Below are 26,908 nucleotides of genomic sequence, written 5' to 3'. Positions count from 1 at the left end.
CCCAGACGGCCGCTGACCCCGCGTCACCCGAACGGACCCCCCAAGAGGCGCCATCTCATATCTGAGATAGCCTCGACCTCATGTCAGACGACTACCTCGTACGCATCGGCAAGCTCATCCGTGACGCCCGGCAGCACCGTGGCTGGACTCAGGCTCAGCTCGCGGACGCGCTCGGCACCAGCCAGAGCGCGGTCAACCGCATCGAGCGCGGCAACCAGAACATCAGCCTTGAGATGATCGCCCGGATCGGTGAGGCCCTGGACAGCGAGATCGTGTCGCTGGGCTACGCGGGTCCGATGCACCTGCGGGTCGTCGGCGGCCGTCGGCTGTCCGGCGCCATCGACGTCAAGACGAGCAAGAACGCGTGTGTGGCACTCCTGTGCGCGTCCCTCCTCAACAAGGGCCGCACGGTGCTGCGCCGGGTGGCGCGGATCGAGGAGGTGTACCGCCTGCTGGAGGTGCTGAACTCCATCGGCGTGCGCACCCGCTGGATCAACGACGGCGTGGACCTGGAGCTGGTCCCGCCGGCCGAACTGGAGATGGACGCCATCGACGCGGAGGCGGCCGTCCGCACCCGCTCGATCATCATGTTCCTCGGCCCGCTGCTGCACCGTATGGACCGCTTCATGCTGCCGTACGCGGGCGGCTGCGACCTCGGCACCCGCACCATCGAGCCGCACATGATCGCACTGCGCCGGTTCGGCCTGGACGTCGCGGCGACCGAGGGCCAGTACCACGCCGTGGTGGACCGTACGGTGCACCCGGACCGCCCGATCGTGCTGACCGAGCGCGGCGACACCGTGACGGAGAACGCGCTGCTCGCCGCCGCCCGCCACGACGGCCCGACCGTCATCCGCAACGCCTCCTCCAACTACATGGTCCAGGATCTCTGCTTCTTCCTGGAGGCCCTGGGCGTACGGGTCGAGGGCATCGGCACCACCACCCTCACCGTGCACGGCGTCCCGAACATCGACATCGACGTCGACTACTCTCCTTCCGAGGACCCGGTCGAGGCGATGAGCCTGGTCGCGGCGGCCGTGGTGACCGAGTCGGAGCTGACGGTGCGCCGGGTGCCGATCGAGTTCCTGGAGATCGAGCTGGCGGTCCTGGAGGAGATGGGCCTCGACCACGACCGCAGCCGCGAGTACTTCGCCGACAACGGCCGCACCCGCCTGGTCGACCTCACGGTCCGCCCCTCCAAGCTGGAGGCGCCGATCGACAAGATCCACCCGATGCCGTTCCCCGGCCTGAACATCGACAACGTCCCCTTCTTCGCGGCGATCGCCGCCGTCGCCCAGGGCCAGACCCTCATCCACGACTGGGTCTACGACAACCGCGCCATCTACCTCACCGACCTCAACCGCCTCGGCGGCCGCCTCCAACTCCTCGACCCCCACCGCGTCCTGGTCGAGGGCCCCACCCGCTGGCGCGCGGCCGAGATGATGTGCCCACCCGCCCTCCGCCCCGCCGTGGTCGTCCTCCTCGCGATGATGGCCGCCGAGGGCACCTCGGTACTCCGCAACGTGTACGTCATCAACCGGGGGTACGAGGATCTGGCGGAGCGGTTGAACTCGATCGGGGCGCAGATCGAGATCTTCCGGGACATCTGATACGCGCGGTGTCGTGCCCCTTGGAGGCAAAGGGCACGACACCTCAACATGTCAGTTGACCTGCGGATACCCACCTTCACGACCCTCCATTGATCATTGTTGTTTTTCAGCACCTTGTGCAACACACGTGCAAGATGATCTTAAATGGTTGACGATGCGTCAGAGATGCCTGAGTATCCGTCAGCCTTCACGGAGGGTTGTCGCCGAAGTGGCCTCGCAACGTCCGATGTCGGTCGTGTCACGCTGACCCCATCTGGTCGACCATCGGCACCCACGTCGAATGCGGCGAACAGGCTGGTAACGCCGTGCCGCAGGTAGTCGTGGGTGCGGCGCTCGGGCATCCCGGCAGCACGGGCTGCGACCGGTCCAGGGCCTACACCTGGGACTTCTCGTCGACACAGAGCACCACCGCACGCTCGAGCGGATTGCGGTGGCGGCCTTCGGCGTGGGCTTCCGATGGCCCATCTACGGCAGGAAAGATTCCGGTTTCTGGTTCTCCCGCTGCCTCGATGACGTCGTGACTGGGGGCACCAGCCCAGCGCTGCACCCTGCGGGTGCGCCAGAGCGGCCGCCGCCCATCCACAAGAGCTACCCCGCACCGTCTAGACTCAACGGCCTTGCATCTCAAGGCTGTTCGATACAGTGGACATCTCTTACGCACTCGATCATCCTCTGGGGAGGAATGCGTGGATCCATCGCTTGTCGATGCGGTGATGCCCAGCGTGACGGCGGCCGTGGCCGCCTACGGAGCGAACGTCTTGGTGCATGCCGAGGACGCGGCGGCCGTGGAGACCGTGCGCCTGGGACAACGGTTGCTGGCACGGTTGCGACGGAATGAGGACGTGCAGCCCCGTATCGATGTTGCCGTTCAGGATCTGGCCAGTGCCCTCGACGACGAGGACTTCCTCGGTGCATTGCGCGCCCAATTAAAGAAGGCCCTTGTAGAAGACGCCGGCTTGGCCTCCGACCTCAAGAAGCTTCTGACTGGATCGCCTGTGACGGCTCAGGCGACGGGAACACGTTCCGTCGCGGTCACGCACAACGACGGAGTCATCTCCACAGGCGACAACGCGACCATCCAGAGGTAGGTGTGGATCAGGGCTTCGAACGATCCGTCCTTGTCGGGAACAACACCGGGATCGTGTCCACCGGCGACAATGCCTCGATCACCCAGATCACTCTTGCGCCGGGCGCACCGAAGCCGACAGCGGCGGTGCCTGCTCCCCCCGATGTGTTCGGGTTCCACAGCGGCAAAAGCCCAGTTTTCTCGGGCCGGATCGGCGAGCAGAAACGTTTGAAGGGCATCCTCGGTGGGCCCCCCGGTTCGGTCGCTGTGATCACTGGATGCGGCGGCGTGGGCAAAACGTCGTTGGCCGCTCAGACAGCCTCCGAGTACCGGGGCAAGTACAACCCTGTTTGGGAAATATCGGCCGGAGACGCGACCCAGATCGAGTACGGTCTGTCCCGGCTGGCCTGTCGCATTGACCCTGGGCTGGTCGATCAGCCGAGCGAAGTTGCTGCGGAGTGGGCGCGAGCCTGGCTTCAGACTCATGACGACTGGTTGCTCGTTCTGGACAACGCCTCGTCCCCCAGGGAGGTACGCGCTCTACTCAGCCAGCTGCCTCGGGGACGATTCATCGTCACCAGCCAACAGGCTACAGGCTGGCACCACATCGGCCCGGTGATGCCCCTCGACGTTCTGGACCCGGACGCTGCGCTGGGCCTACTGGTCACGATCGCCGGACGGTCAGCCCTGAACAGTGAGGACCTGAGCGACGCTTCCCTCGTGTGTGAAGAGCTGGGCTACCTGCCGCTCGCGATCGAACTAGCGGCAGCCAATATCGCGCAGACCCGAACCAGACCACGCCACTATCTTGAGAATCTGAGCGCCACCCCGCTCGACGTACTCATCGACCATTCGGCTTCCGGGGACTCAGCGCACACAGTTGCCAGGGTCCTTCAGACAAACCTGAAGAGAATCAGCGGCCATCCACTTGCGGAAGAGCTGCTGCACGTAATGGCATGGTTTGCGCCTGACGGAATCCCCCGTTCGCTGCTTTTCCGGATGGAGTCTCCGCAAGCGGTGCGCACAGCGGTGGGACTGCTCGCGAAATACAGCGTGATCCGGTGGACCGAAGGTGCCGACGAGCCGACGTTGAATGTCCACCGCCTCGTGCAAAAGTTTGTCATTGCTAGGAGTCGAACCTCCCCTGATGGGACGTTCGAGTCGTCGTTTACCGCTACAGATCTTCTGCGTCAGGCACTGCGCGATGAGGATCCCGAGGAGGGTTTCAAAACACGGTGGCGCCGCAGTCTGATGCCGCACGTCGACTCGCTGACCTCAAAAATTGAAGCGAGCGACGAAACCCTTGGAGCAGCCGCACTCTATCAGATTGCCGCATATTTTCTATTGAGCCAAGGTCAGTTGGGGCACGCAAACTACTATACACAGAGGGCACATCAAGTAATGGCCCGGATCGGAGCGGGACCTTCAGGCTCACCAGACATCCAAAACTTGCTTGGACAGATACAAGTTGCCGCAGGAAATGCGTCGGGGGCTACCGAGCACTTCAAATGGGCTCTGGATGAAGCGACTCCGAGCTTTAGCGAAGACAGTCGAAGCGTTTTGACCTATCGGGTGAACTATGCGCGGGCCATCCTCGCAGGGGGCGATCACTCTGCTGCGATCTCCATGCTCGACGACGCCGTGTCCGACTGCGTAAACATCCTTGGCGGGGACGACCCGATGACCTTCTCCGCGCGAGCCTGTCTTGGTCATGCGTATGAGACCAGCGGAGATATAGCCACAGCGATGTCACTGTACAGCCAGGTCCTGTTCGATCGGTTGCGTACGCTCGGTTTGGATCACGAAGCAACTGCCGCTTCATCAGCCGTGCTCGGCGGTGTCCATCTTGCCAACGGGGATCCATCTGGCGCCATCCCCTATCTAGAACTGGCCCTTGTCGTGAGGGTTCGGATACTGGGGAGTGATCACCTGGACACAGTGACGTCGCGGAACAACCTCGCAGTTGCTCTCTGCGAGATTGATGAACCACACCGCGCCATTCCACTCTTAGAGCAGGTGATCGATGATGCGCCAGGCATCTTCGCCCCCGATAGCGCCGAGTTGACGAGCACGCAAGAAAGACTCGCCAGCCTGTACATTTCAACAGGGCAGCCGGATCGCGCCATCTCGATGTACAGCCAGCTGCTGGAAAATCGAATCCAAACTATTGGAGTCGACCATCCCACGACCCTCGCAACCCAGAACATGTTGGGATTCACGTACAGGGCAGCTGGTGATCTTTCCCGTGCCATCGTCTTCTACGAACAGGCGCTGATCGGCCGTACCCGAGTCCTTGGGCCGGAGCATCAAGACACGTTCAACTCGCGGAACAATCTCGTCTACGCATACAAGCTTGCCGGAGACCTCGCTCGGGCAATTCCGCTCTACGAGGAGACGCTTGAATTTGCCGCCAGCAGGCTGGGGCCTAACGATCCAGCCGTCGTCAACATGCGCGACGATATTTGCTCCCTGCGAGCTCAGTGACGAGTCCCTCCGACGACCGCCATTCAGCACGCCGTGGGGCGTTGTCAAGTTATCCGCGAGCGGGCTGGCTGATGGTGCGTCAGGGGGTGGTGGGGCCGGTGGTGGTGCTGTGTTCAGACCGCAGTGGATACGCCGGTGATCGCTTGTTCGGTGACCAGCACCCTGGGCACCCGGTACTGCTTCTTCATCAGCTTGGCCATAACCGCTTGGCGGCCTTCGCGTCCCGCCGGGACTGGACCAGGATGTCCAGGGATGTTGCCGTCCTGGTCGACGGCCCGCCACAGGTAGTGGCGCATGCCGTTGATCTTGATGAAGACCTCGTCCAGGTGCCGCTTGTCACCGGCCTGCGGCCGACGGCGGCGCAGGCCGGCCGCTTCCTGGGGCCCGAACCGGTCACACCAGGCCCGGATCGTCTCGTCGGAGACGACGATCCCGCGCACGAGCAGCAATTTCTCGACCTCCCGGTAGCTGAGGGGGAAACGGTGGTACAGCCACACCGCATGGGAGATGGTCTCCGCCGGGAACCGGAAACCCTTGCACGTCGCTTCGTTCTCCACAACCAGCCCTCCCAGATGATCAACAAATCTGACGATCACCCCAACCCCAAAGCTGGCAACTCAAGTTGACAATGCCCCCTATGAGACTGGTTGCCAAGGCAGACGGACCAGGGGGCCGTCCTCTGAGTGCATCAGGTTGATGAAGTGATCGACGAGACTGGCGACGGCGCTGGGGTCGCGGATGACAGCGCCTATTTCCAGGTTATCGCTGTATGCGTTGTCGGTGAGGTTGGCGCTGCCGAGTAGGGCGGTGTTCCGGTCGGCGGCGATGACCTTGGCGTGCATGCTGCCGCGTCGGCCGCCGGGACCGTGCCGCTCGTCGTTCACCCACTGCCACAGGTGCACGTCAGGGTGGAAGCGCAGTTCGTGGAACGCGGTACGCCCGTCGCCGTCTCCGTGCAGTCTGCCGCCGGAAGCGCGGGCGGTCTCCAGGACCAGATCCACGCTTACGCCGCGGTCTGCCGCTGCTCTGATCTCGCTGACGATCTCCTGGATGCCGAACGCGGCGTAGCTGGTGACCAGGAGCGTGATGCTGGCGGCCTGGATTACCTGGATTGCGACGGATGCGGTGAGCCTGATCGGCACCGCGTCGCTCACTGGTCCTGAGACGGCGATTTCGACGTGATGAGCGGCGAGATCCTGCTCGTATCGGTTGGCGGCAGCTTCGAGGGCCAGGGCCAGGGCGCATCCTGGCGGTTGTGGATCGGCGGACCGCCATGCGGACAGCAGCAGGCCGGCGCGCGGACCGAGTCCGACGCCCGGGTGCGCGGCGATGAGACGAGACTCCGTGCGTCCGTCAGGGGCAGGCACCGTGTGTAGGACGTTGATCCAGGCAGCGAGGTACGTCTCGGGGAGAGTGGCGACGAGTCCGGAGAGTACTTCGGACAGGCTGGGCGCGGTCTTGGGGGCGTTGTGGCTGGTCATGCAGTGAAGAACCCGCCCGGTCGGCCGCTGAATGTTTCGACGAGCAGTTCGCGATCCAGGAAGTGGTTGCCCCGTTCGCAGGACGTTTCTGCGGCGAACAGGCAGGCGTGACAGGCAGCACCATGCAGGCGGCCGTGGGCGACCGGGTCGTGGTCGGCGCACAGAGGATCCGAACCGCACAGCCGCGCGGCTTCGAGCGCTTGGTCGATCAACGTACCGAGTCGGTTCTGTCCGCCGAGGCTGACCAGCCCGCCGAGGGTGCCCTCGCTGTCGGGGGCTGCGGTGTACAGCAGGATCCCGGCCATCGGATCGGCGCCGGAGCGCGCGTAGATCCGCTCGCCGATTCCGGAGGCGCCGTATCCGCACTCAAGGGCGAACTCTCGGATCAGGACGTGGGAGAAGGTGTGGAGCAGCACATAGCGGATGCCTGGCCACTCCGCGTCGGTGCGCCGCTGGGCGCACCACTTCTCGTGTGCCTTCATCAGGGTTCTGGTGCGTCGGATGACGTTCGGGTCCTGTTCCCAGGCGGCGACCCGCTTCTCGTCGAAGCGCAGGAAGATCCCCTCGCCGCGGGTTTCCGCGCATGGCAGCCAGGTCGGCGCGGAGCTGGACAGGGGCGCGCGGTTCTCCTCCAGGGCCTCGCCTCCGCTGGTCGCGGAGCCCCATTCCGGAGCGTCGATCCGGCTGAATCCGTACAGTGCGGATACTTCGCGCAAGCGCTTGACAAGACGCACCTGGCTGAGCCAGCCGCGGTGCGCGGCCGGGACAGGCTCGTTGCTGACGCTGAAGTCGGGGTGGTTCTGCGGGCTGCCGATGAAGGCGAGCCATTCCGGTCCGGCGATGTCCAGTGCGTCGGTGTCTTCCGCGGCGCTGGACTGGTTCTCGCCCTGGCGCCGGGTGATCGCGTCCAACACCTCGTCTGCGCCGAAGCGTTCGAGTTGTGGCCACATCACCTGGGTGGGCAGGACCAGGCGCGCGGTTTCGCGTGGCAGCTGCGCCACCACCCGCAGCCCGGCCCAGTGTTCGGCCACGGCACTGTCCACCGGATTGTCGGCGTGCGGGATGGAGAAGACCCGCAGCTGCATGGCGAACCAGCCGTTCGTCGCGCCCAGCGCCATGGTCCGGGTCTGTTCGGTGCAGGGTTCGAAGGTTCCCAGGTGCGGGTGCCGGCCCCGGCAGGCCGGTAGTACCTGCTCGCTGCGGGTGCCGATCGCCTCGGCCATGGACCGGGCTTTCACCTCGCAGGAGCATTCGACGAAGATGTTCGCCGCCTCGCCGGTGGTGCCGCGCTCGACGAGCTTCAGTGTGTGGTCCGTCCCGTACGGTGCGCCGCGGTGGACGAAGTACATCCACGGGAAGTCGTCCACATGCCCGGCCGGGCAGGCGGAGACGAACCTGGCCGGCACCGCGGTCGGCCGTTTGCGGCCGGTCTCGCGGCAGGAGTGGACGAAGCGGGTCTGGTCGGGTGCGACGCTGTTGGGCAGCAGGTGAAAGAGTCCTGAGTCGGCCGGGGCGAGCCGGTTGCACCGGTTGTCGGTGCAACGCAGCCAGCCCGGGAACACCGCGACCGGCACACCGATCCGGGACCAGACACCGGTGAAATCGTTCGGGTCCTCCGGCGTGTACGGCGGCATCCGCAGGTTCTGCACCTGAGCGCCGAGCTTGCTGCGCACCGCCGCCAGGAGCCGCTCCTCCGGCACGATCGCGGCCTTCTCCAGCTCCCACTCGTCGAGCCCGAGGATCATCACCGACAGGTTCGGGAGGTCTGCCACCGCGCCGACACCGTAGGTGTGCAGCAGTTGGCTGGGCCTCAGCTCCCCGACCCGCAGGTCGGTCGCCGAGCGTGCACCGTCTGCGGTGATGGTCATGAGGGGTCCCCTTCGTGTCCGGCGCCGTCGGCGTCCGGGTTCGGGCGCGGGAGGAACGGGTGCTGCTCGTGGTCGTCGGCGTTGCCCGGAGCGGTCCGCAGCACCAGCCGGATACCCGGCTCGACTTCGCGCAGCGAGGTCGGACAGGTCGTGCGCTTCCACGGGCCCGAATCCGGGCTGTGGAGCAGGCCGACGATGTCGTCGGCCTTGCCCTTGGCGTCGAAGGCGAGTCGGGCGGCGGGGCGGCGCTGTTCGCGCGCCCACAGGTCCAGGATGCTGTCGAGCTCCTCGCGTACTCGGGTCGCGACGGCCCGGTCGGTGGCTACCTCGCCCGCGCGGCGTTCCAGGTAGCGGACGATGTGGTCGGCCTTGCTGCTGTGTGTATCGAAGGTCTGCGCGCCGAGGTTGCCGTTGTCGCCGGCCTCCAGGTTGCGGGCCAGCGCCACCAGTACCCCGGTCAGGCCGCGGTCTATGGCGCGTTCTGCGAACGGGGTGACTGAGAGTGCTTCGACATGTCGGTACACGGTGGCGTGGAAGTGTTCGAAGGTCTCGTAGTGGGACAGGTCGCGCGGGCGGGCCCAGTTGAACACGGTGAAGACGAGGCCGGGCGCGGCGCGGCCGACACGGCTAGTGGCCTGGATGTACTCGGCGGTGGATTTGGGCTGGTTGGCAACGACCATGACACCGAGTCGGGAGACGTCGACCCCGACAGCGATCATGTTGGTGGCCAGGAGCACGTCGATCGGCGTCAGTTTGTTCGCCCGGGGGAAGGTGTACTCCAGTTGCTGGAGGATGTCCGGGATCTTCTCCGAGGTCAGGCGCGAGGTGAGTTCCTCAAGCCTCAGGTCGTAGCGCCGTGACAGGCCGCGTTCGTTAATCCGCTCCAGTCGCGTGGAGACATCGTCCTCGACCGACAGACGCATGCCGCCCAGATCACGCAGGCTGTTGAAGTAGCCAACGAGAGTCATATAGGGATCGGTCACCGGGTTGTGCCCGTACTTCTTGTGCACGGTCTGTGCGGCGGCGAGCACCGCGACGTACACCCGGATCATCGTGGACTTCGTGCGCACCCCCTGGGCGCAGATCCCGATGTAGCGGCGGCCGGGATGCGAGTCCGTGGACCGCTGCCTGGCGAAGAAGCTGTCGCCGATCTCCAGGCCCTGCGGCGGGAAGACCTCAGTGCGCCGGTCGAACAGGGCATGAATCTGCCGCTCGGCGCGCCGCACGGTGGCCGTCGAGGCGATCACCTTCGGCCGCGCCGTCTTGCCCGGCGCGTACTCCCAGGTGGCAAGACGGTCCACGGCGGCCTCGTACAGGCCGGTCAGCGAGCCTAGCGGACCGGAGATCAGGTGGAGTTCGTCCTGCACGACCAGGTCTGGGGGACGCACCGGCCTGGCCGCTGTGAGCGTCGCGGCGCGATAGCGTCCTTCCGCGAGATGGCTGGTGGCTTCCCAGTCCTCCTCGGCGATCTGTGCGGTGACATAGCCGTGTCGGGAGCAGTGCCGCGACGCGCGTCCGAACAGCGCCTGTGTGCGCCCGTTCCAGGTGAGCTGCGCGAACTTGTCGACGGTCGCGATCACCAGGCTCGGCAGCAGCCGGTAGATCTCCTCGTCGACGACGACGACCGGCAGGCCCTCCCCGTTCGGGTCGCCGCCGCCGAAGGGGCAACCGAACAGCTCAGGGCAACGCAGGAAGGTGCGGCGAAGGGTCTTGTCGACATCGACGTCCCGGCCCTTCTCGATCTTCGTTCCGCACCATGGGCAACTGGTTAGCTGATAGGGAGTGCCGGAGTTCTGATGGGGCTTCCCGCTCGCCCGCCGGACGTCTTTGACCCAGTCCGCGGCCTTGTCGGTCGTGTTCGGGGACACCTTCCCCCCGACCCACAGGCCGATCCGAAACGGTTCCTCACCCCACCGCTCCTCGTCCTTCCGGCGCAGGACCTCGCATGCGCAGATCAGCGCGGTGGCACGCTGGAACTGCTGGATCGTCAACAGCCGCAGGGTGTAGCGCATCAGGACAGCGACCCCGTGGCCCGCATCGAGACCGCCGAGGTTCGGTCGCAGCCTGCGGATGGCGAGGGTGTAGGCGGTCAGGCCGAGGTACGCCTCGGTCTTGCCGCCACCGGTGGGGAACCACAGCAGGTCCGCCACCGCATTGGCTCCCGTGACGCGCTCCGGGTGCGCCGGATCGGTCAGCGCGGGAAGGTTCAGCAATAGGAACGCGAGCTGAAACGGACGCCAGGAGCGGTTGGCTGGCTTGTCCTCGTCGCGGAACACCGCGTCGGGGTCACGGGATCCGTCACGGCGTCGGGCGGCGGCGACCCGTGTATGAACACGCTGCAAGTGCATCGCGCTGTTCGCGAAGCGGAACGCGGCAAGGGCATCCGGGTCACCGAGTACCAGCTCGATCCCCGCTTCGATTCGGTCGGCAGCCCGCTTCGCCTCGATCAGCGCCTCCCTGGCCTGATCCGCGTAGTCATCGAGATACTGGCCGTCCTGTCCGATCCGCGCCTCGGCCCGCTCGATCCACGTCCGATAGCCGGCCACCAGTGGCACCAGCCCCGCCCGCAGTCGTTGCGGCTCGCACTCGCCGAGTTCCTTCATGTCGACCAACAGGTCCACCAGCTCCGGCAGGTCCGGATCGCTGTCGAACGACGGCGCGTCGGTCTGCGCGATGTCGTACTCCGGCGCGGCCTTCGTCCGAACCGCGACAGCTCTCATCGGGTCGGCGCCACTGGCCGTCGCGCCCACCCCGGTCGCGTGCCCCACCACGAACTCCGGGCTGAACCGGTAGGCCATCGCCAATCGCCGCTGCTCGCCCTGGTCGACGGCATCGCCACCGGATCCGGGCTCATGCCGGGGCAGGAACACCGCCGCGCCGTCCGCGCCGGCCGCCGACAGCTCAGCCTGGAACACCCAGTGCAGCGCGGAGTTGGAGTCGGTCTCGGTCGCGTTGACCAGAAACAGCGTGACCAACCAGTCGTCGTGGAAACGGCGCACCCGCCCGCGCAGCACCACCTTTTCGTCCTCGGGATCGAGCACAAGCGCCTCCACCAGGCCCTCGACCAGCTTGACCGGGACGCAGCCGGTGTGGGGCGCACGACGCCAGATCAGCTTCTCGATGCTCGGATCCGTCGAATGCGAGCGGATGTAACGCGCCCATCGCCCGGTCACCTCCAGACGGTCGGCGTCGCCGCGCACCCGCGCGGTGAAACCGACCGACGACGGAGCCAGGCTCGGCACGTTCGGCGCGTCCGCGTCCGGCGACCCTTCATCCGCACCCGGCAGCTCATTGTCGCCGAGCGAGGCATCCAGCTCCTCCGGCACGATCGTGGTGCCGTTCGGTGCAAGCCGCCCCAGCACATACCAGTCCGTCGGTGAGTCAGCGACCTCCTCCAGCTCGCCGCCCACCGGTCCGAGCAGGTCCAGCACCACGAGCTCGGCCAGCTCGTCACGTACCGCGCCTGGGGACGGGACAGCCAGAATCGGGCTGTTCGACGTCGTGGACGGCAACTTATCGCTCATGGGTCACAACGATAGGGCGAGGCACTGACAGAGCAGGCGGGTCGTGGCCAAAGCGTGCACCGCAGGTGACCTCCGATGGCGGACGGCTCCTACCAGATCACATCGCCAGGGTCGTGGGTCGCCCTAGGGGCGGCGGTCTTCCTGGGCTTGGCGGATCCCCTCTTGTTGTGGAGGCCGCGGCGGACTTCGTCTTCGTAGAGGGAATGGTTGAGTTCGAGGAGACGGTCGTTCATCTCGATCTGGACATCCGGGTCTACGGTCCATCGCAGCCCGTGGACGGTCTCGTGGAAATCATGGTTCAGCACGAGCGGCGTCCAGCCGAACCCCGCGGCGAGAGGATGGGCGAGGTACGACTCAGCGACCGCCTCGTCGATCTCCACATGGATCTCACGCAGACGCTGGATGTCGGAGTCGAGATTCGCCGGGTTGTGAACCTCGTTGTAGAGGTCGGTCATTCCGAGCTGCGGTGTCCGCGACAGCTGGACATGGCGACGGTAGGTATCCAAATCCTCGCCAGCGGCACGGATACGCGGGGTAAGAGCTGGCTGCGGGAACGTGTCGAAGCCATCGGAGGGGGTGTAGCGGAGCCGCGTCTCCAGCGAAGATTCACCTTTGACGGTCCACCAATTGAAATGCCAGGCGCTGGTCAGGAGCGCAAGCGTGGCTCTCTGATCGGGAGTATAGAAGACGGCCAACGAGTTAGAGTAGACCTGACCATTGGGGACGATACTTGGCAACCCGTACTTGCTGTGCAATCCGATTACGAGCACCCGGCCCAATCCGGCAATGGCGTTGCGCATAGCAGACCGCTTCTCCGCGTACTGCCACCACCTTTGCGGCAGTGGACTGCGCAACTTGAAGCTTCCGTCCGCTGTCTTACGTTGACGCTCGGGACGTACCCTTTCATTGAGAATCGCGAAACAATCTGGGTACAGGCGTGCTTCTTCCTCAGGCATTTCATTGAAGTCGATTGCCCATCGTTTTGCTGAGGAGTCAGGTCGACCATTGACCTCATCGTTGATGAGATAGGGGAGAACGACCTCCCTGTTCCTGTCATCCTTCGCGATCAGTGCCTGTGCCTCGGCCGGTTCAAGTAGGAAGCCCGCGCCAGTGACCTGGCAGCCTACAGAAACTTGCCCCGCCGAAGCGGAAAGCTTGTTCGGGCTTCCAACTACCCGGGAAGGCAACGTGAGGCCCGGAGAGATCTTATGTACTGCCCGCCCCTCGAGCACGGGTCGTTCGGCTGCGCTATCGAGGCCGATCCACACCAGCGAGACATACACGCCAGCTTCGCCAGGCCATGGTTGTGACTTAACTGCGCGGCTGATCTGCCAACCGTGCGCCACAATTCGATCCAGACCGACTTCCCGCGAGTCGGTCTGAGCGATGGTGTTGGTCGCGATGATGCCAGTACGTCGATCCGTTGCGAGTTGGAGATTCCGTAGCAGAAAGTAAGTGCACAGGTCGGCGCGCCCGCCTGCGGTGTGGCCGTCAGCAATAACTTGGCCGACGTAACTCAAGCTGTCTTTGCCGATGCGCGCGCTGGTCTGAACGCCGCCCGAGAACGGCGGGTTCCCCACCACCGCGTCGAAGCGGTGCTCACCACGAGCGGGATCGGCCATGATCTCCGGGAATTCGAGTGGCCAGTGCAGCGGACGCAGCGAGGCCGTGCGCGGTCCGCCGCTGGGGCCGAGAAGCCAGCCGTCGACGATGGTGCGGGCCTCAGCCCCTGCGGCCTTGTCTCCCCGCAGCGCCTGTTCGACGAGGTCGGCGATGGAAGCGAGGCGGTTGTCGTATGCGTCATCGGACTTGGTGGTCGCGGTGGACAGTTTCGCCGCGACCACAGCGTCCGCGGCGAGGCGGAGCTGTTCCGTCAGCGCTTCGGCCTCGACGAGCTTCGCAGCCTTCGCCCGAGCGTCTCGGATGTCGATGACCTCATGCTGCTCGATGTCACGGCGCAGTTCCGCGGCTTGGGCGAGTAGCGGACCAGTGATCTTGTCGATTTCGCCGCTAAGGCGGGTGTTGAGGCGATGACCTTCGCCTGGGGTGAGGTGGAAGGCTTCGATCTGGTCCGCCGTCAGACAGCCGATAAGGGAGTCGCCGCAGCGCAGGGCGTGGTCGACGAAGTTGAAGGGACGGCTCTTCGCCAGGGTGACCAGCCACAGCGAGAGTTTGGCGAGTTCCACCGCCATGTCGTCGATGTCGACACCGTAGAGGCAGCGGTCGGCGACCATGCGACGGGCTTCGAGGAGTTTCGCGTCCCGGTCCTCGCGATGCTCGCCGAGACGTGCACCGACCGCGTCCGGCAGCCCATCGCGGTCCCATGCCTCAACGACCCTCTCCGACAGGTACCGGCAAGCCGAGACCAGGAACGCACCAGAGCCCATCGCGGGGTCGAGGATCTTGAGCGCAAGGAGTTCCGACGCCGGACGCACTCGCCATTCGGGCGGCTGGATCCCATCGGCGGGTCGCGGAATTCCGTCCGGCGAGCCGGGCGAGAAGCACAGCGGGTCGAGGGTGTGCAGGACAATCTCTTCGGCGAGGGCGCGCGGTGTGTAGTGAGTGCCGGAGTCACGCCGGTCGCCGACCTGGGTGACGATGACCGTCCCGGCGGGGTGGACAATCGGCTCACCGCGCAGGTCGGGCCGCAGCAGTCCGAAGAACGGCAGGACGCGGGCGGCGAGTTCGGAGTCGTTGTCGCATGCGGCGTCGAGCTTCCCGATCTCCTCTCCGGTTGGGACAGTTGCCAGTGCGGAGGCGAATTGCTTTGCAGTCAAGCCGACGAGCTTGGCTGCTTCAGCTTGCAAGCGATCGGCAGCGTGCCACGCTTCAAGGTCAGCGAGCTTGGCGTCAGCACCGGCCTTGCCTTTGAGCCCGAGGCGTGTCTCGTCGAGCCGAATGGCGGAGTGTTCGAGCAGACCCTCGTAGACATGGCCGATCTGTTCGACGTCGAGGCCCTTGTAGGACAGGCGTTCCGTCGAGGTGACCTTGCCTGCCGGCGTGGTGCGCTTGAGCTTGATCAGCGCGTCGAGCATGGCGAAGACGACGCGGTCGGTGACCTTCAGGCGTTCCAGCCAGGCAAACCGCTTCGGGTCGAACAGTGATCCGCCGTATGCGGGGATCCACATGTCCGGGTGCCGAGCCCCGCCGTGGACGGCTCGGAAGGTGGCAAGGAGCGTGGGCCAGGCGGCCTTCCAGCGGTCGGCGATGTCGGCGTCGTCCTGGTCGAGGCGGTCGTAGAGCCTCGTAACGGAGTACGAGTCGGCGTACAGCTCGTCATCGGCCGGGAGCAGGTTCTGTTCCTCCGCGTAGAGGAGGAAGACGATGCGCATCATGACGGTCAGCGCGGCGCGGTAGACGGTAGGCGGGGCGACGCCTTCCAGCACGGTGCCGTCGGCCTCGCGGTCGAGGCGGGAGAGTTCCGCGACGAGGAGTTCGACGGCTGCGCGGACCTGCTTGCCGAGGGTCTTGGTGACGGCGGTGGTGTCGTCGGCTGTGCGGGTGAACAGGGCGGCGAGGGAGTCGGTGTCCTTGCCCTCGCGGTCCTTGGGCGCGATCGCGGCGCAGCGGACACCGAGCAGAGAGGTGAAGGCGCGAAGCAGCAGCGGTTCTTCGAACCAGGTGTCGGCGTCGAAGACCGCCACCGATGTCGGCGCTCCGGGTCGGGCGTGGACGAGAACCCACAGGGTGCCGTTGGTGAGCAACGCGAGGGGGACGGCACGGCGCCGGCACAGTTCGGCGGCCTGTTCGGCCAGCGACGGCAGGCCCTTCACTGCACGGGTGAGGGGTTCGCCCCAGGGGCGGCGGTAGATCAGAGCGCGTTCGGCCGCGCCGGGCAGGCCGGTGGTCGGGTCGGGCGGGCCCATCAGCAGTGCGTCGGGGGCTGTGCCGAGGTGGTCGGTCAGTTCGCGGGGCAGCATCGAGCCTTGCCGCAGTGCCTGGCCCTGGTAGCCGAGCAGTTCCTCCAGGACCAGGTGCTGCCATGCGCTGCACAGCGTCGCCGGTTCGGCTTGCAGTTCAGCCCAAGCCTGCCGGAGACGGGCGCGCAGCGGAGTGTCGGCAACGTCAAGACCCTGCGGAAATGCTTCCGCGAGGATCTTGGCGGTGAGGAACGGCCCCTCCGGGCGGAGCAGGTTGAGCCACTCGGCGTGCTGCTCGATCGGGGTCTGCTGCTCCGTTTTCGGGAAGCGGGTGCGCGCCGACATCAGTGACCTGCCTGGTGTGAGGGAGCGGCTACGGTGAGGGAGGCGGGGACGAGGAAGGTGACCGCCACGGGGAAGCGGCGGGCGACCGGGTCTGCGTACCGGTGGCGCAGGGCCGCTGCCTCGGACACGAGCTGTTCAGGAACGGCGGCGAGGCGTGCTTCCAGTTCCGTGTGGTCCTTCTTGAGCTGTTCGCGTTCCGGATCGGGGGCCAGCAGTGAGTCCTGGCGCCAGATCGGGTTGGAGTTCAGGGAATCCCTGATGTTGCGCTCCAGTTCGGTCAGTACCGACTGCATCGCCTTGACGTCGTCCTCGCAGCGCTTGTCCAGGACTTTGCGCTGCTTGCGCGCGATCTTGTTGGACTCGGTCTGCAGGGCCTTGCCGAGCGGGGTCTCCAGCGCGCCCCACAGCGCGGTGAGCCGATCAAGGAATTCGGGCGGTGGCGCGTCCTGCGACGCGGCGGCGAGCCAGTGTTCCAGGGTCTCCGGGCTCTTCTCCACGGTCAGTCTGCCGTGTTCGATCGATCCTCCGGCCAGGGCGATCTGCTCGTGCAGTCGCACTCCGCGGTTCCCGGTGAGCACGACACGGCCATGTGCGATCACCGCCGGGTTGCGCAGCAGGTCGCCGGGGACGATCCGGGCGGTGACGCGGGTCAGATGTGCGCCGTGCTCGCCCTGGGACCACAGTTCGGCGCGCAGCAGACGCAGACACAGGTCGACCAGGCGGTGGTTCAGGTGCAGCAGCACGACGTCGGTGCGTCCGGCGTAGTCCTGGTCGAAGGTGATGGGGCGTTCCTTGCCGCTGACCGGGTGCCGCAGGCCGTCGTTGCGTGCCTGCGCCCAGCCCTCCTTCAGCTCCGGGAGCTTGAAGCAGCGTGCGTTGACGCCCTTGGGTGACGGAGCCTCGATCAGATCCTTCTTGTGGGCCAGGCGGAGCGCGGTGCGTACGACGCGCTCGATCGTGTCCGGGTTCAGGTTCAGCTCCGTGCGGGTCCGGGTGAGCTGTTCCTGGGCCTGCTGGAGGTCATGCGCCAGATTCCGTTCGATCTTCAGTACGGCCTTGCCAGCGAGGCTCTGGATCTCCTTGTCGGTGGTCTGCCAGCTGGAGCGCTTACCGAGCATTTTCTGCTCGACCTGGCTGGCGATCACCTCCCCGGCGCTGCCGAGGTCGGTGCGGATCTGCTCGACCTTGCGCACCGCGACGCCGAGGAAGGCCATCGCGTCCTCCAAGGTGCCCTCGGTGAACCCTGTGTCCTCCTCGCGCTGCCGGTCCCAGCCCTGGGGCACGAAGTGGACGATCTCGACCTTCGCCGCGGTTTGTCCATGCCGGTCCACTCGACCGTTGCGCTGCTCAAGGCGGTTGGGGTTCCACGGGATTTCCCAGTGCAGGACCCGGTTGCAATGGTTCTGCAGGTTGATGCCCTCGCTCGCGGAGTCGGTGGCGAGCAGGATCCGCATCGGGTCGACATCGGGGTCGTCCTGGAAGACGTTCTTGACGCGCTCGCGTTCATCACGGTCCTGGCCGCCGTAGAGCTGGGCGATCGCCTCGTTCGGCACACCGGCGCCGATGAGCCGTTCGTGCAGCCAGCGCTGGGTGTCGCGGTATTCGGTGAACACGATGACCCGCTTGCCGTCCCAGCTGCCGCTCACCCCATCGGTTCCGATTCGCTGCACGATGCCGCGCAGCCAGCCAAGGAAGGCGGTGAACTTGCCGTCGGCCTTCTCCGAGTTACGGTCCCCCCAGTCGCGTAGGTCCTCCAGCAGCTTCTGTTCGGCCAGGGTAAGCGGCGGGGCGAACCGACGAGCTGTGGCAAGGGCCTCCTGTGCGGTCTCCTCAAAGGCGGCGTCGTCCTCAGCCGTCTCGTCCAACTGCCCGATCATCTTGGCGAGGACCTTCTCCGCCACCGTGTACGCACCGCGGTCGTAATCCCGCTCGGCCTCGTTGTGTCGCTCCCGGGCGAGCATCGTCTTCAGATGGGTGTCCACTGTATTGGCGAAGGCCTTCGGGCTGGACAGGAAGCGGCGCTTGAGCAGTGTGACGACGAAGTCCGCAGCCCGGCTCGGCGCGGCGCCCTTCAATGTCAGCTGCCCGGAGATCGTCTCGCGGCGGGACTGCGCGTACTGGTCGAGTTTCGCGTAGGCGTCCCGGGTGGCGGCGTCGTAGACGACCTCCAGGGGATGATCCAGATCGCGTTCCGGGAAGCGCGGGCTGCCGTCCCAGGTCGGCGGAAGATCCCGCTTCAGTCGCCGCACCATCACCTGTGCCTTGGCCTCCTCTGAAGGTTCCAGGGTGCGGGCGAAGCGGTGGCCGTCCAACAGGGCCAGCAGGGCGGTGAACGAATTCAGGTAGCCGTTGTGCGGCGTCGCCGACAGGAACAGCCGGTGCTCGGTGTGCGGGGCCAACGTCTTGATCGCGTCGGTGCGCTGTGAGTCGACCGCGTACTTCCCGGACCCCGAAGGTGCACACGTATGCACCTCATCGACGACGAGGAGATCGAAAGCGCGCGGATACTGAGGCGCCGACGGCAGGATCGAGCGCAACAGCGCCATGGGCCGCTCCCGCTTGAGCCAGTCAATCGAGACGATCAACCGCGGGTAGTGCGTCCACGGGTTCGCGTACAGCCCGCGAGACCTGCGCAACTCCTTCAGGAGCTCCGCATCCACGATCTTGAAACCCAGGCCGAACTTGTCGCGCATCTCATCGCGCCACTGCAGGGTGAGCGAAGCCGGGCACACGATCAGCATCGTCCGCGCCCGGTGCCGCAACATCAGCTCCTGCATCACCAGACCCGCCTCGATGGTCTTACCGAGACCGACGTCGTCCGCGATCAGCAGGTTCGTACGCGGCATCTGCAGAGCCCGCACCACCGGGTCGAGCTGATAGTCCTCCGGCTTCACTCCGGAGCGGAACGGCGCCTGCAGCAGTGTCTTGTCCGCCGTGGCCACCGAGCCCCAGCGCACCGCATCAAGGAAGGCGTCCAACTTCGCCGGGTCATCGAACCCGCTCACAGGAGAGGGCAGGGCGTGCTGCTCACGGGCCGTAGCACCAGGCTCAAGCTCCCACAGGACGCGCAACTCCTCGTCACCGGAGTCGCCGTCCACTGAAACCAGGGAGACCAGGTGCTGTGCCTCGGCAAGCAGCGGACTGCCCGGCTGCTCCACTGCGATCGAGGAGCGCTCCACCGCAGTGGCCACCCAATTTCGATTACGTACCGTAACCAACTGGCCGACGGTCGGCACCGTCGTGTCTCGTACGAATTGATCCGCCTCGTCGACCTCTTCGATGCCCACCCGTGTCAACTTCCGCTCCCGGCTCGCCCGTCGTTCCGTGCATCCTGGCACGAGCCCGATTCCTGCCCAAGATCCATGATCCCAGCCTGGCAGACGCCTCTGATGGAACACCCTGATCCATGGGGGCTACTCGTCCTCGCTGTTCGTCTCGCCGTCGAGGTCCTCGGGCGTGATGGTGCGTCGGTACTGCGGGTGGTCCTTGTCCATCTGGAGGGCGGCGTGGAGGGGGATCGGGTAGCGGGTGCGGTGCTTCCAGGCGAGGGCCTGGTGGCAGAGCCTGGCGGTCACCATCATCAGTTCTCGGCGGTGGTCGGTGTTCACGGCGATCGGGAAGATCTCGGTGGCGGTCATGGCGTAGTAGTTCGCCTTGATCTCGTTCTTGCCCTTGTTCCACGGCAGTGCGCCATAGCGGGTCTTCTTCGAGCCCTGCCTGCCGGCGCCGTTTCCGTCGAACTGGTGGGTGGTGTTGACCAGCAGCCAGGTGCACTGCTCGCCGAGATCCGGATCCGAGTCGATCCGGAAGACCTGTGTGGTGCGTTCCTTGGTCTTGATCTCGCTGTCGTTCTCGTCGGTGATGGTCACCTGTACCGGGCGCGGGACCTCCTCGTCGGTGGTGTTGAGGCGGATCACGGCGAACGGCCGGTACTTGAGGGCGATCGTGGAGCCCGGTAGCCAGGTGGTGTTGGGCTCGGGTGGCTGCCCCTGGGCCTTGTTGTTCAGACCCTTCCACAGCCGTCGGCAGGCAAAGCCGTCCACTGTGACCGTGTACGGGATGCCATCCAGGTAGTCGGCCAGGTCTTCCAGAGCCTGGTCGATGACCTTAGCGGTGCTGGAGTAGCCGGCGAAGTTGTCCACGAACTCCGTCATCTTCCCGGCCGGGTAATCGGCGGCGTGGAAGGCAGCTTCGGCCAGGTGGTACGGCTTCCAGCTGCGGTCGGTGTAGGACCATCCATGGAGCGTCCACGCGCCGTCCGGCACGGTAGGGGGCTTGAGGACACTCGCGGCAACGGAGATCCTTGCGTCCCTCTCGCCCCGGCGCCGTGACTGCCTGCGGACGTGAACACCGCAGTGCGCTACCCCGTCGGCGGGGAGCTCGCCGACGGGTTTCGTCAGAACGCGGGCGATCCGCCGGTCGATGAACCCGAGATTGCGGTAGAGATCCATGAGGCAGGACAGGCTCTGGTGGTCCATGCCGGTGGACTTGTCGATGCCGGTCTGGACAGCCCTGTCGATGTACTGGACAACCAGGTCCATCTTCGCCAGAACGCGGTGGGTCTGATGCTTGGCGTCTTCGCTGTCCTTGGGCCTCGGCAGAGAGCCCTTCTTCCCGTCGCCGTACTCGGTTTCCGCCCACACGCCGACGATCTCTCCCGACGCCGCTTTCAAGGAGACCAGGTCGGCCGTGTGCGCGGACCTGCCAACCGCAGGCCCGTGCTGGAGGAAATCGGGAACATGGTGGAAGACGACACTGACCCGGGTGCCGTGCAGAGCGACGCCCTTGCCTTCGGCGGGGTTGAGATCGGCGGGGTCGAGTCCATAGGCGCGAGCGAGTGCGTTGATCATACGCTGACGGATTTCGTCGGTCGCCCAAAGGCAGACGATGCGCAGGTGCTCGCGGCCCATGGCGTCCAAGGAGCGCGTGATGTCCAGCGGCTCCATGAGGACTTCGTCCTTCTTGGCCTGCTTGAAGTTGCCGCCCTCGAAGAAGCCGTACAGCGGTTGGCAGTTGTCGCCGAGAGTGGTCTGGATGTGGTCGTGCAGTCCCCGGTAGTAGTCCATACCGACACCGGAGCCGACGGGAAAGTAGAAGTTCTTGGCCATGATGGGCCGCACGGTGCCCAGTGGCTGCGGGGCAGGTGACTTCTCGCCGCTTGCCTGGGCTTGCTCGCGGGCCAGCCTGTCGGCCTGGACCTGCCGGTCGACCTCGTGGAGGACGGAGCGGCCCATGCCGAGCCGGGAGAGAGCTTGGAGGGCGAGGCGGTTGACGTTACGCAGGCGTCCCCGGCCGTCGAGTTCGACCTCGACCAGTGGCCGGTCTGCTCGGTCTTGCTCGGCGAGGACGGTGCGGGCGAAGTCCATGGAACTGCTGATTCGGGTCGCCGAGGCGGAGACAAGGATCAGGGGGTCTTTCACGTTGGGCTCGGTCTTCATGCGCAACCGGATCCGTGGCAGGGCGAACCGGGTTCCGGTCTCGTCCGGCCACGGATCGTCCCATGCGACAAGGCCGCCCGCTGTGTCGGGGCGAAGCCGGACGGACAGGCCGTCGATCGCCAAGGGTTCGGCCGCGATCCGGCGGGCGAGGTCCCAGGCGACAGTCTCATACACCCAGTTGGGGGCGTCTGGCTGCTGGCTGGGCGAATGCTGCAGGTAGTCGGCCAGCGCGCGCTGTTCCTGCGGGGTGGAGGCGAACTTCTCGGCGATGCTGACCGGCTGGTTCAGGTCGATGTCATCGACATCTTCGCCCGTCGCCAGCCCATACAGCAGGGTGAAGACGTCGCGGACCGTGTCGTCGTCGATGGGGTCCCGGCTGGCCAGGACGGCTCGTTTGGCATCGAGCCAGACGTACCCGCCGGTGAGGGCGCGAAGGGCCGTCGTCGCGACGGAGTGCGGGGCCTGGACCTCGTCCCGCCCGGCCCGCCGACGGTAGGCGTTGTCGAAGATGTTCCACAGCTTGACGCCGGCCGGGCCGCAGTCGCGGACGTGGACGGAGGCATCCGAGAGGAGGCTGCGCGTGACCCGGACGGCGAGGAGATCGAGACGCTGGGTCGCCTTGGGCGGGCGGGAGGACATGTGAACGGATTCTCCTTCGGAGGTCATGCGGCCGGGTCGATTCCGGCGTAGGCGAGGAAGGCCGCAAGGGCTTCGCGGTAGATGTCATTCATGCGGCGGCGTTCGTCCTCGTCCCAGTTGGCGTGCATCCGCTTGAGGATGCTGGCCAGGTCGGCCTGCCACGAGTCACGGTGGAAGGCGTAGTCCACGAGGTGCAGGGTCATGTCCGTTCCGCCACGCCGTGCCCGTCCGGCGAGCTGGATCATGTCCACGACCATGCCCGCGACAATCTCCTCCTGAAGGACCTTGTGGGTCGACCCGAAGCCGGGCGCGGAGCGCATGATCAGGCTGAGGCGCCTCCACGCCTCGGTACGTGCCGCTGTGAGAGCGGCGACAGGATCGTCACTGGGCTCCTGCGGCAGGCTGTTGAGGCCAGCGGCATTGACCGAGGCGTACATCTCCGGAGGATCACTCAAGAGCGCCAGAGGGCGGGTGCACAGGTAGACCGGAGTGATCGCCGACTTGGTACCGATGACGATGTTCAGGCCGCGAGCGATACGCGCCATGGGGACGACGAGGATCTTGCCCTTCTTGGGGAAGGTCTCGAACTCCTCGGGTGTCAGCTCGACGATGCCGGCGGGCAGCGGCGGCAGGTCACTGCGGCGTTCCACGTCCGGTGGGACGGCGACACACAGGCCGCCGGCGTAGTTCCCGGAGTTGTAGATACCCAGCGCGATGTAGCGACAGTGCAGGTAGGAGTTGACCACCACGGCGGCGTGCGCGCGGTCCTTGTCCTCCTTGGCGAGGCGTTCGAGCTCGGGGTGGATGCGGGTGTCGTACAGACTCTCGCCGAGCGCCTTGAGGGCGGCGGCCTTGAGCTTCTGAGGGAGCCCGGAAATCTGGATGGGGTTGTTGAGGGAGTCGGTGATGGTGTGCTTCTTCGCCCGGATGCTGTCCGGCGCGGCGTCGGTCATCCACCACTTCACAGTGCTGTGGATGTGCTCGCGGACGGCCTGCGGGAAGTACGCGGTCGCGGACAGGCCCATGACAGGCCGCTCTACACCGGCAAGAGCGAGGGAGACGATGCTGCCGAGCTGGGCGGTGTAGGTGTGAGGGTCCCCGGTGATGCTCTGGGAGGTGAGCTCGCCGGTCTTGGCCGGGTCGTCCAGGCCGGTGACGCGGTAGCCGAAAAGGGTACGGCCGAGCATGCCGAACGGGAGGATGTTCGCTCCGATGCCTCGTTCGAGGCGTTCGGCGAGGGCACGGGCCGAGGCCAGACCACTGGAGCGAAGCTGGGCCGTCTTGCCCATGAGGTCGTTGAGGGTGTCGTCGAGCTCGGACAGCCAGGTGCGGACGATGAGCAGTTCGACGGTCTCGGCGCGGTCGTGTTCGTTCTTGACGATGCCGCTGAGGACGTCGTCCAGGCGGTGCTGTGCGTGGGTAAGCAGATCAGTACCGCGGTGGCCGAGAAGGTCACCGAGGACGCTACGGACCTCCCGGTGGTGGTCTTCCAGTTCGACGGTGCTGAACGGGTCGGCGAGCGGGTCCTGGCCGGGTTTGGGCGGCCTGAGCGCGTTGAGTGTGTCGAACAACTCTTGCGGGATCTCGTGTTCGCCGGTGATGCCTGATTCGGGGAACAGCAGGTGGATCAGGCGGCGGTCCCGGCCTCCGGAGATGTGCCATCCGGTGCTGTTCATAGCCGCCCGGTCGCCGACGGGGCCTCCGTCGCCCTCGTAGTGCCGCAGGTGGAGCTGGCCTTCGCAGACGGCGGCCAGCAGGAACTCGGTGAGGTAGCGGGCGTAGGTGACCGGCGGGACGAGTTCCTTGACCGTGGCGGGTGGCTGCTTGCCCAGCTCGTCGTGGAGCTGCTGGAGCGGGATCTTCTTGTCGAGGCGGGAGTCCAGGACCAGCTCACTGGAGCACTTCCCGATGGCCGTGGACTGGAACTGGTCAATCTCGTCGATGAGGGCAGCATGGCACCGGCGCAGCAGGAACTCGGCCACGCTCAGGCCGTCGGTGGGCCGACCGTCGAGGTCGATGCCGATGGGCATCCGGCCCATCATGAAGTTGTGGTGGTTGGTCACCACGACAGAGGCGGTGCATGCGTTGTGGTGCTGCTGGTACTTCCCGCACACCGGTACGAACGGGCAGCGCCGGGTTCCCTTGGCCGGGGGCAGCGGGTAGAGGCTCGTACAGGATTCCGAGCCCGCCGGGTACGGGTGTGTGGCCTCGGTGAAGCGGTTCAGCGAGCAGCCGTAGGAGAGCTGGCTGACCTTCCACCGGATCTTGGCCGGCTGCTCGGCGATCGATCCCTCGATGCGGGAGGCGACCTTCATGGCCCGCTCGTGCAGTCCGTAGGGAGACATCAGGGGCGTACACGTCTCGGCGCGGCCGAGGAACGCGAGATCCTGGCTGATGTCCCACGCTGCCGAGAGTGTCGCTTCGACGGTGGGCAGGACAATCGCAAGGGTCCGGTTGTTGATGGCGAACCACGAGGCCATGACGCGGACGAGGACGCTCTTCCCGGTGCCGGTGGGGGCGTTGAAGACTTCGGTGGCACCTGCGCAGAGGCCGATCATCTCCTTCGGAGAGATCGTGTCCGTAGTGTCGAGCTTGCTGAAAAGCGCCTTGAGGACCTGGTGGAGGTGCCGCCCCTCGGGCTTCAAGCGCTGATCCAGCTGCCGGGCGAGATCGAGAAGACCGCTGGTAGGGATCTCGACCAGCGGCACGTAAGCGGTGGTATACACCTGCGGCGGGTTCTGGCACGCGTCGGTCTCGGAGCTGCCCGCGAACGCGGGGATGACGGCGCGGCCCTGGATCTCTCCGATGCCCCCGGCGTAGAGCTTGCGGGTCATCCACACCCCGGCCGCGGCGGGCGGCGCTGGCTTGGGACGGGGATGATCCTTATGGATCCGTTTCAGGGTCCGGTCCACGTAGGCCAGGAGATCGTCTCCGACTCTCGGTGAGGCCGCTTCCGCTACGGGCGGTTCACCGACGGGAACGAACTGGGGGGCCTGCCCGGCAGGGGGCGTGGCCAGTCGTTTGCGGGCGGCTCGCGCGAAGGCCGAAGCGCTGGCCAACTCGCCCGGAGCGTTGACGAGAACGTCGGCGAGGCGTTGCTTCTCCTCGTGCGGGAGGCTCGCCCAGGCCGACCATTTGTCGTACTGGCCGGACAAGAGGAACGCGGCGTGCCTGAACCTCGCGGTGGGCTGCCCGTGCTCGTCGGGCGGCCCGGGAAAGTAGTGGGCGGCGAGCGCCAGCGCGCAGAAGACCGCCGCGTCGTCCTTGCGGAACTTGCTTGTCAGGCCCATCGGACTCCCGCCCTCCTGCAGATCTTCTCGCCCATGTCACCCGCGGTGGCCACGCTCAGGCGGAACTCCTCACACACCCCGCGCAACAGGGGAAGAGAGGCTTCGCGGTAGTCGGGGACGACGATCCACTCCGCTCCACCCACATCGCCGCCGTCAGCCTGGATCTTCTTCGCCAGCAGCTTCTCCGAGGTGAAGTCCTTGATATCGAGCAAGAAGGACTCCGTCTCGCCGTCGCCGTGCCACACATCCACGTGCAGGTCATAGGCGTCCTGGTAGGGCCACACGGTGACGGTGCCGGGGCAATCGGCCCCGACGCCCAGGGCGACGGGGCTCATGTAGGGCTCCGGGGCAGCGACGAAACCGCGTGAACGCAACGCGTCGTACAAGGCGATCTCGACGAGGCCAGGGATGGTGGTGTATCGCCACGGCCCGCGTGTCAGCGCTAGGTACCGGGCGGCCAGCAGCGGCTGAGGCACGGGTCCCCGCAGGTCGGGGGCGAGGATGGACGCCGCCCCGGTGGGAGCCGGGGGTGGGGCGCCGGGGATCAGTGACGGCGGCTTGCCGGCATCGGGAATCTTGAAGGTGTAGGACGCTCCCATCAGTTCCGCGTGCGGTCGGTAGAAGCACCGGACCCTGCCGGTGACCGATTTACGGGAACGGTGTCGGGTGACCTTCATCGGCCAGCGGCACACGGGACAGGCGAACCACCACTGCTCGTAGAGCGCGGCAAAGCTGATGGGCCGGTAAAACTGGCCGACGACGCTGGGGAGGTTCAACCTCCGAACCTCCGTCTCGGTCCCGGCCGGCATACGAGACAGGTCGGAACGGCCCTTGACGTACGCCTCTTGGGTGCCTCGTTTCCGTAACCCCTCATAGACGGTGACCTGATCCATCTCTTGTTCGAGTTCCGCGAGGGAGGTGGAACGGCCGTCCCGGGTAGCTTTGTGGACGGCTCGCGCGACCTCCCTCTGTTCATGGTCCAGGTCGAACAGGTCCTCTTCGAACAGGCCGTCGTCATTGATGAGTTGGACGCCGGTCATCTCCTCCGGCGGCACCCCGTCAGGGAGGAGGAGCGCGAGGTCGCCGGTCAGCATCTGCAGGAAGGCGTCGAAGGGGAGCGGCTGGCCGGGGCCACGGGCGGCGAGGACCTCCCCGTGGCCCTCCATCAGAGTGCGCAGGCGGCCTTCGGGAGACTGCTCAGTGTTCGTGAAGGCCTCGGCCGACATGGCCGCCGCCCGCATCACCATCTGCCGGATTACGTCATGACTGATCGGCTCGGTCATGGAAGTGAACATCACGCTCG

The 26,908-nt window shown here is 66.1% G+C and carries 12 protein-coding genes and 1 pseudogene; 3 read left to right on the top strand and 10 right to left on the bottom strand.

The features are described 5' to 3' along the window. The first annotated feature begins 80 nt into the window (after positions 1-80). Positions 81-1,610 (top strand): helix-turn-helix domain-containing protein, encoded by a 1,530-nt coding sequence (locus tag ACFWN1_RS06055; RefSeq protein WP_384358682.1) that lies wholly within the window; start codon positions 81-83, stop codon positions 1,608-1,610. 272 nt (positions 1,611-1,882) lie between these two features. Here the strand turns inward: ACFWN1_RS06055 and ACFWN1_RS06050 are convergent. After that, positions 1,883-2,034 (bottom strand): annotated as a pseudogene (locus ACFWN1_RS06050) (IS630 family transposase); the annotation flags it as partial. Positions 2,035-2,296: 262 nt separating this feature from the next. Here ACFWN1_RS06050 and ACFWN1_RS06045 point away from each other — a divergent pair. Both ACFWN1_RS06045 and ACFWN1_RS06040 read left to right on the top strand, forming a co-directional pair. After that, on the top strand, positions 2,297-2,698 hold the full coding sequence (locus tag ACFWN1_RS06045; protein WP_384358680.1) for a hypothetical protein: 402 nt from the start codon (positions 2,297-2,299) through the stop codon (positions 2,696-2,698). 53 nt (positions 2,699-2,751) lie between these two features. Further along, on the top strand, positions 2,752-5,160 hold the full coding sequence (locus tag ACFWN1_RS06040; protein ID WP_384358678.1) for a tetratricopeptide repeat protein: 2,409 nt from the start codon (positions 2,752-2,754) through the stop codon (positions 5,158-5,160). A 113-nt stretch (positions 5,161-5,273) separates the two neighbouring features. On the opposite strand, the gene ACFWN1_RS06035 is transcribed toward ACFWN1_RS06040, so the two are convergent. The 9 genes from ACFWN1_RS06035 to ACFWN1_RS05995 all read right to left on the bottom strand — a co-directional run bounded on the left by ACFWN1_RS06035 (position 5,274) and on the right by ACFWN1_RS05995 (position 26,888). After that, the gene (locus ACFWN1_RS06035; RefSeq protein WP_384358676.1) at positions 5,274-5,717 is read right to left on the bottom strand and encodes a transposase; all 444 of its coding nucleotides are present in this window, start codon (positions 5,715-5,717) and stop codon (positions 5,274-5,276) included. A 78-nt stretch (positions 5,718-5,795) separates the two neighbouring features. After that, the gene (drmC, locus tag ACFWN1_RS06030; RefSeq protein WP_384358674.1) at positions 5,796-6,641 is read right to left on the bottom strand and encodes a DISARM system phospholipase D-like protein DrmC; all 846 of its coding nucleotides are present in this window, start codon (positions 6,639-6,641) and stop codon (positions 5,796-5,798) included. Beyond that, the gene (gene drmB / locus ACFWN1_RS06025; protein WP_384358672.1) at positions 6,638-8,509 is read right to left on the bottom strand and encodes a DrmB family protein; all 1,872 of its coding nucleotides are present in this window, start codon (positions 8,507-8,509) and stop codon (positions 6,638-6,640) included. The genes drmC and drmB overlap by 4 nt, the downstream gene beginning before the upstream one ends. After that, a complete protein-coding gene (gene drmA / locus ACFWN1_RS06020) occupies positions 8,506-12,033 on the bottom strand; it encodes a DISARM system helicase DrmA (protein ID WP_384358670.1) in 3,528 nt (1,175 codons plus the stop codon). The genes drmB and drmA overlap by 4 nt, the downstream gene beginning before the upstream one ends. An 89-nt stretch (positions 12,034-12,122) precedes the next feature. Further along, positions 12,123-16,238 carry a DNA methyltransferase gene (locus ACFWN1_RS06015; RefSeq protein WP_384358668.1) on the bottom strand — a complete coding sequence of 1,372 codons (4,116 nt, stop codon included), beginning with the start codon at positions 16,236-16,238 and terminating at the stop codon, positions 12,123-12,125. Next, positions 16,238-19,525: a DISARM system SNF2-like helicase DrmD gene (gene drmD / locus ACFWN1_RS06010; RefSeq protein ID WP_384358666.1), complete on the bottom strand. Its 3,288-nt coding sequence runs from the start codon at positions 19,523-19,525 to the stop codon at positions 16,238-16,240. The genes ACFWN1_RS06015 and drmD overlap by 1 nt, the downstream gene beginning before the upstream one ends. 126 nt (positions 19,526-19,651) lie before the next feature. Beyond that, complete coding sequence (locus ACFWN1_RS06005; RefSeq protein WP_384358664.1) at positions 19,652-22,315, bottom strand: RNaseH domain-containing protein; 2,664 nt, start codon at positions 22,313-22,315, stop codon at positions 19,652-19,654. A 23-nt stretch (positions 22,316-22,338) separates the two neighbouring features. Next, complete coding sequence (locus tag ACFWN1_RS06000) at positions 22,339-25,605, bottom strand: hypothetical protein (RefSeq protein WP_384358662.1); 3,267 nt, start codon at positions 25,603-25,605, stop codon at positions 22,339-22,341. Next, positions 25,596-26,888: a hypothetical protein gene (locus tag ACFWN1_RS05995; protein WP_384358660.1), complete on the bottom strand. Its 1,293-nt coding sequence runs from the start codon at positions 26,886-26,888 to the stop codon at positions 25,596-25,598. The genes ACFWN1_RS06000 and ACFWN1_RS05995 overlap by 10 nt, the downstream gene beginning before the upstream one ends. Positions 26,889-26,908 lie beyond the last annotated feature (20 nt).

This window comes from Streptomyces sp. NPDC058459 (assembly GCF_042721685.1).
Classification (GTDB): domain Bacteria; phylum Actinomycetota; class Actinomycetes; order Streptomycetales; family Streptomycetaceae; genus Streptomyces.
This window is presented reverse-complemented; position numbering and strand designations above follow the sequence as displayed.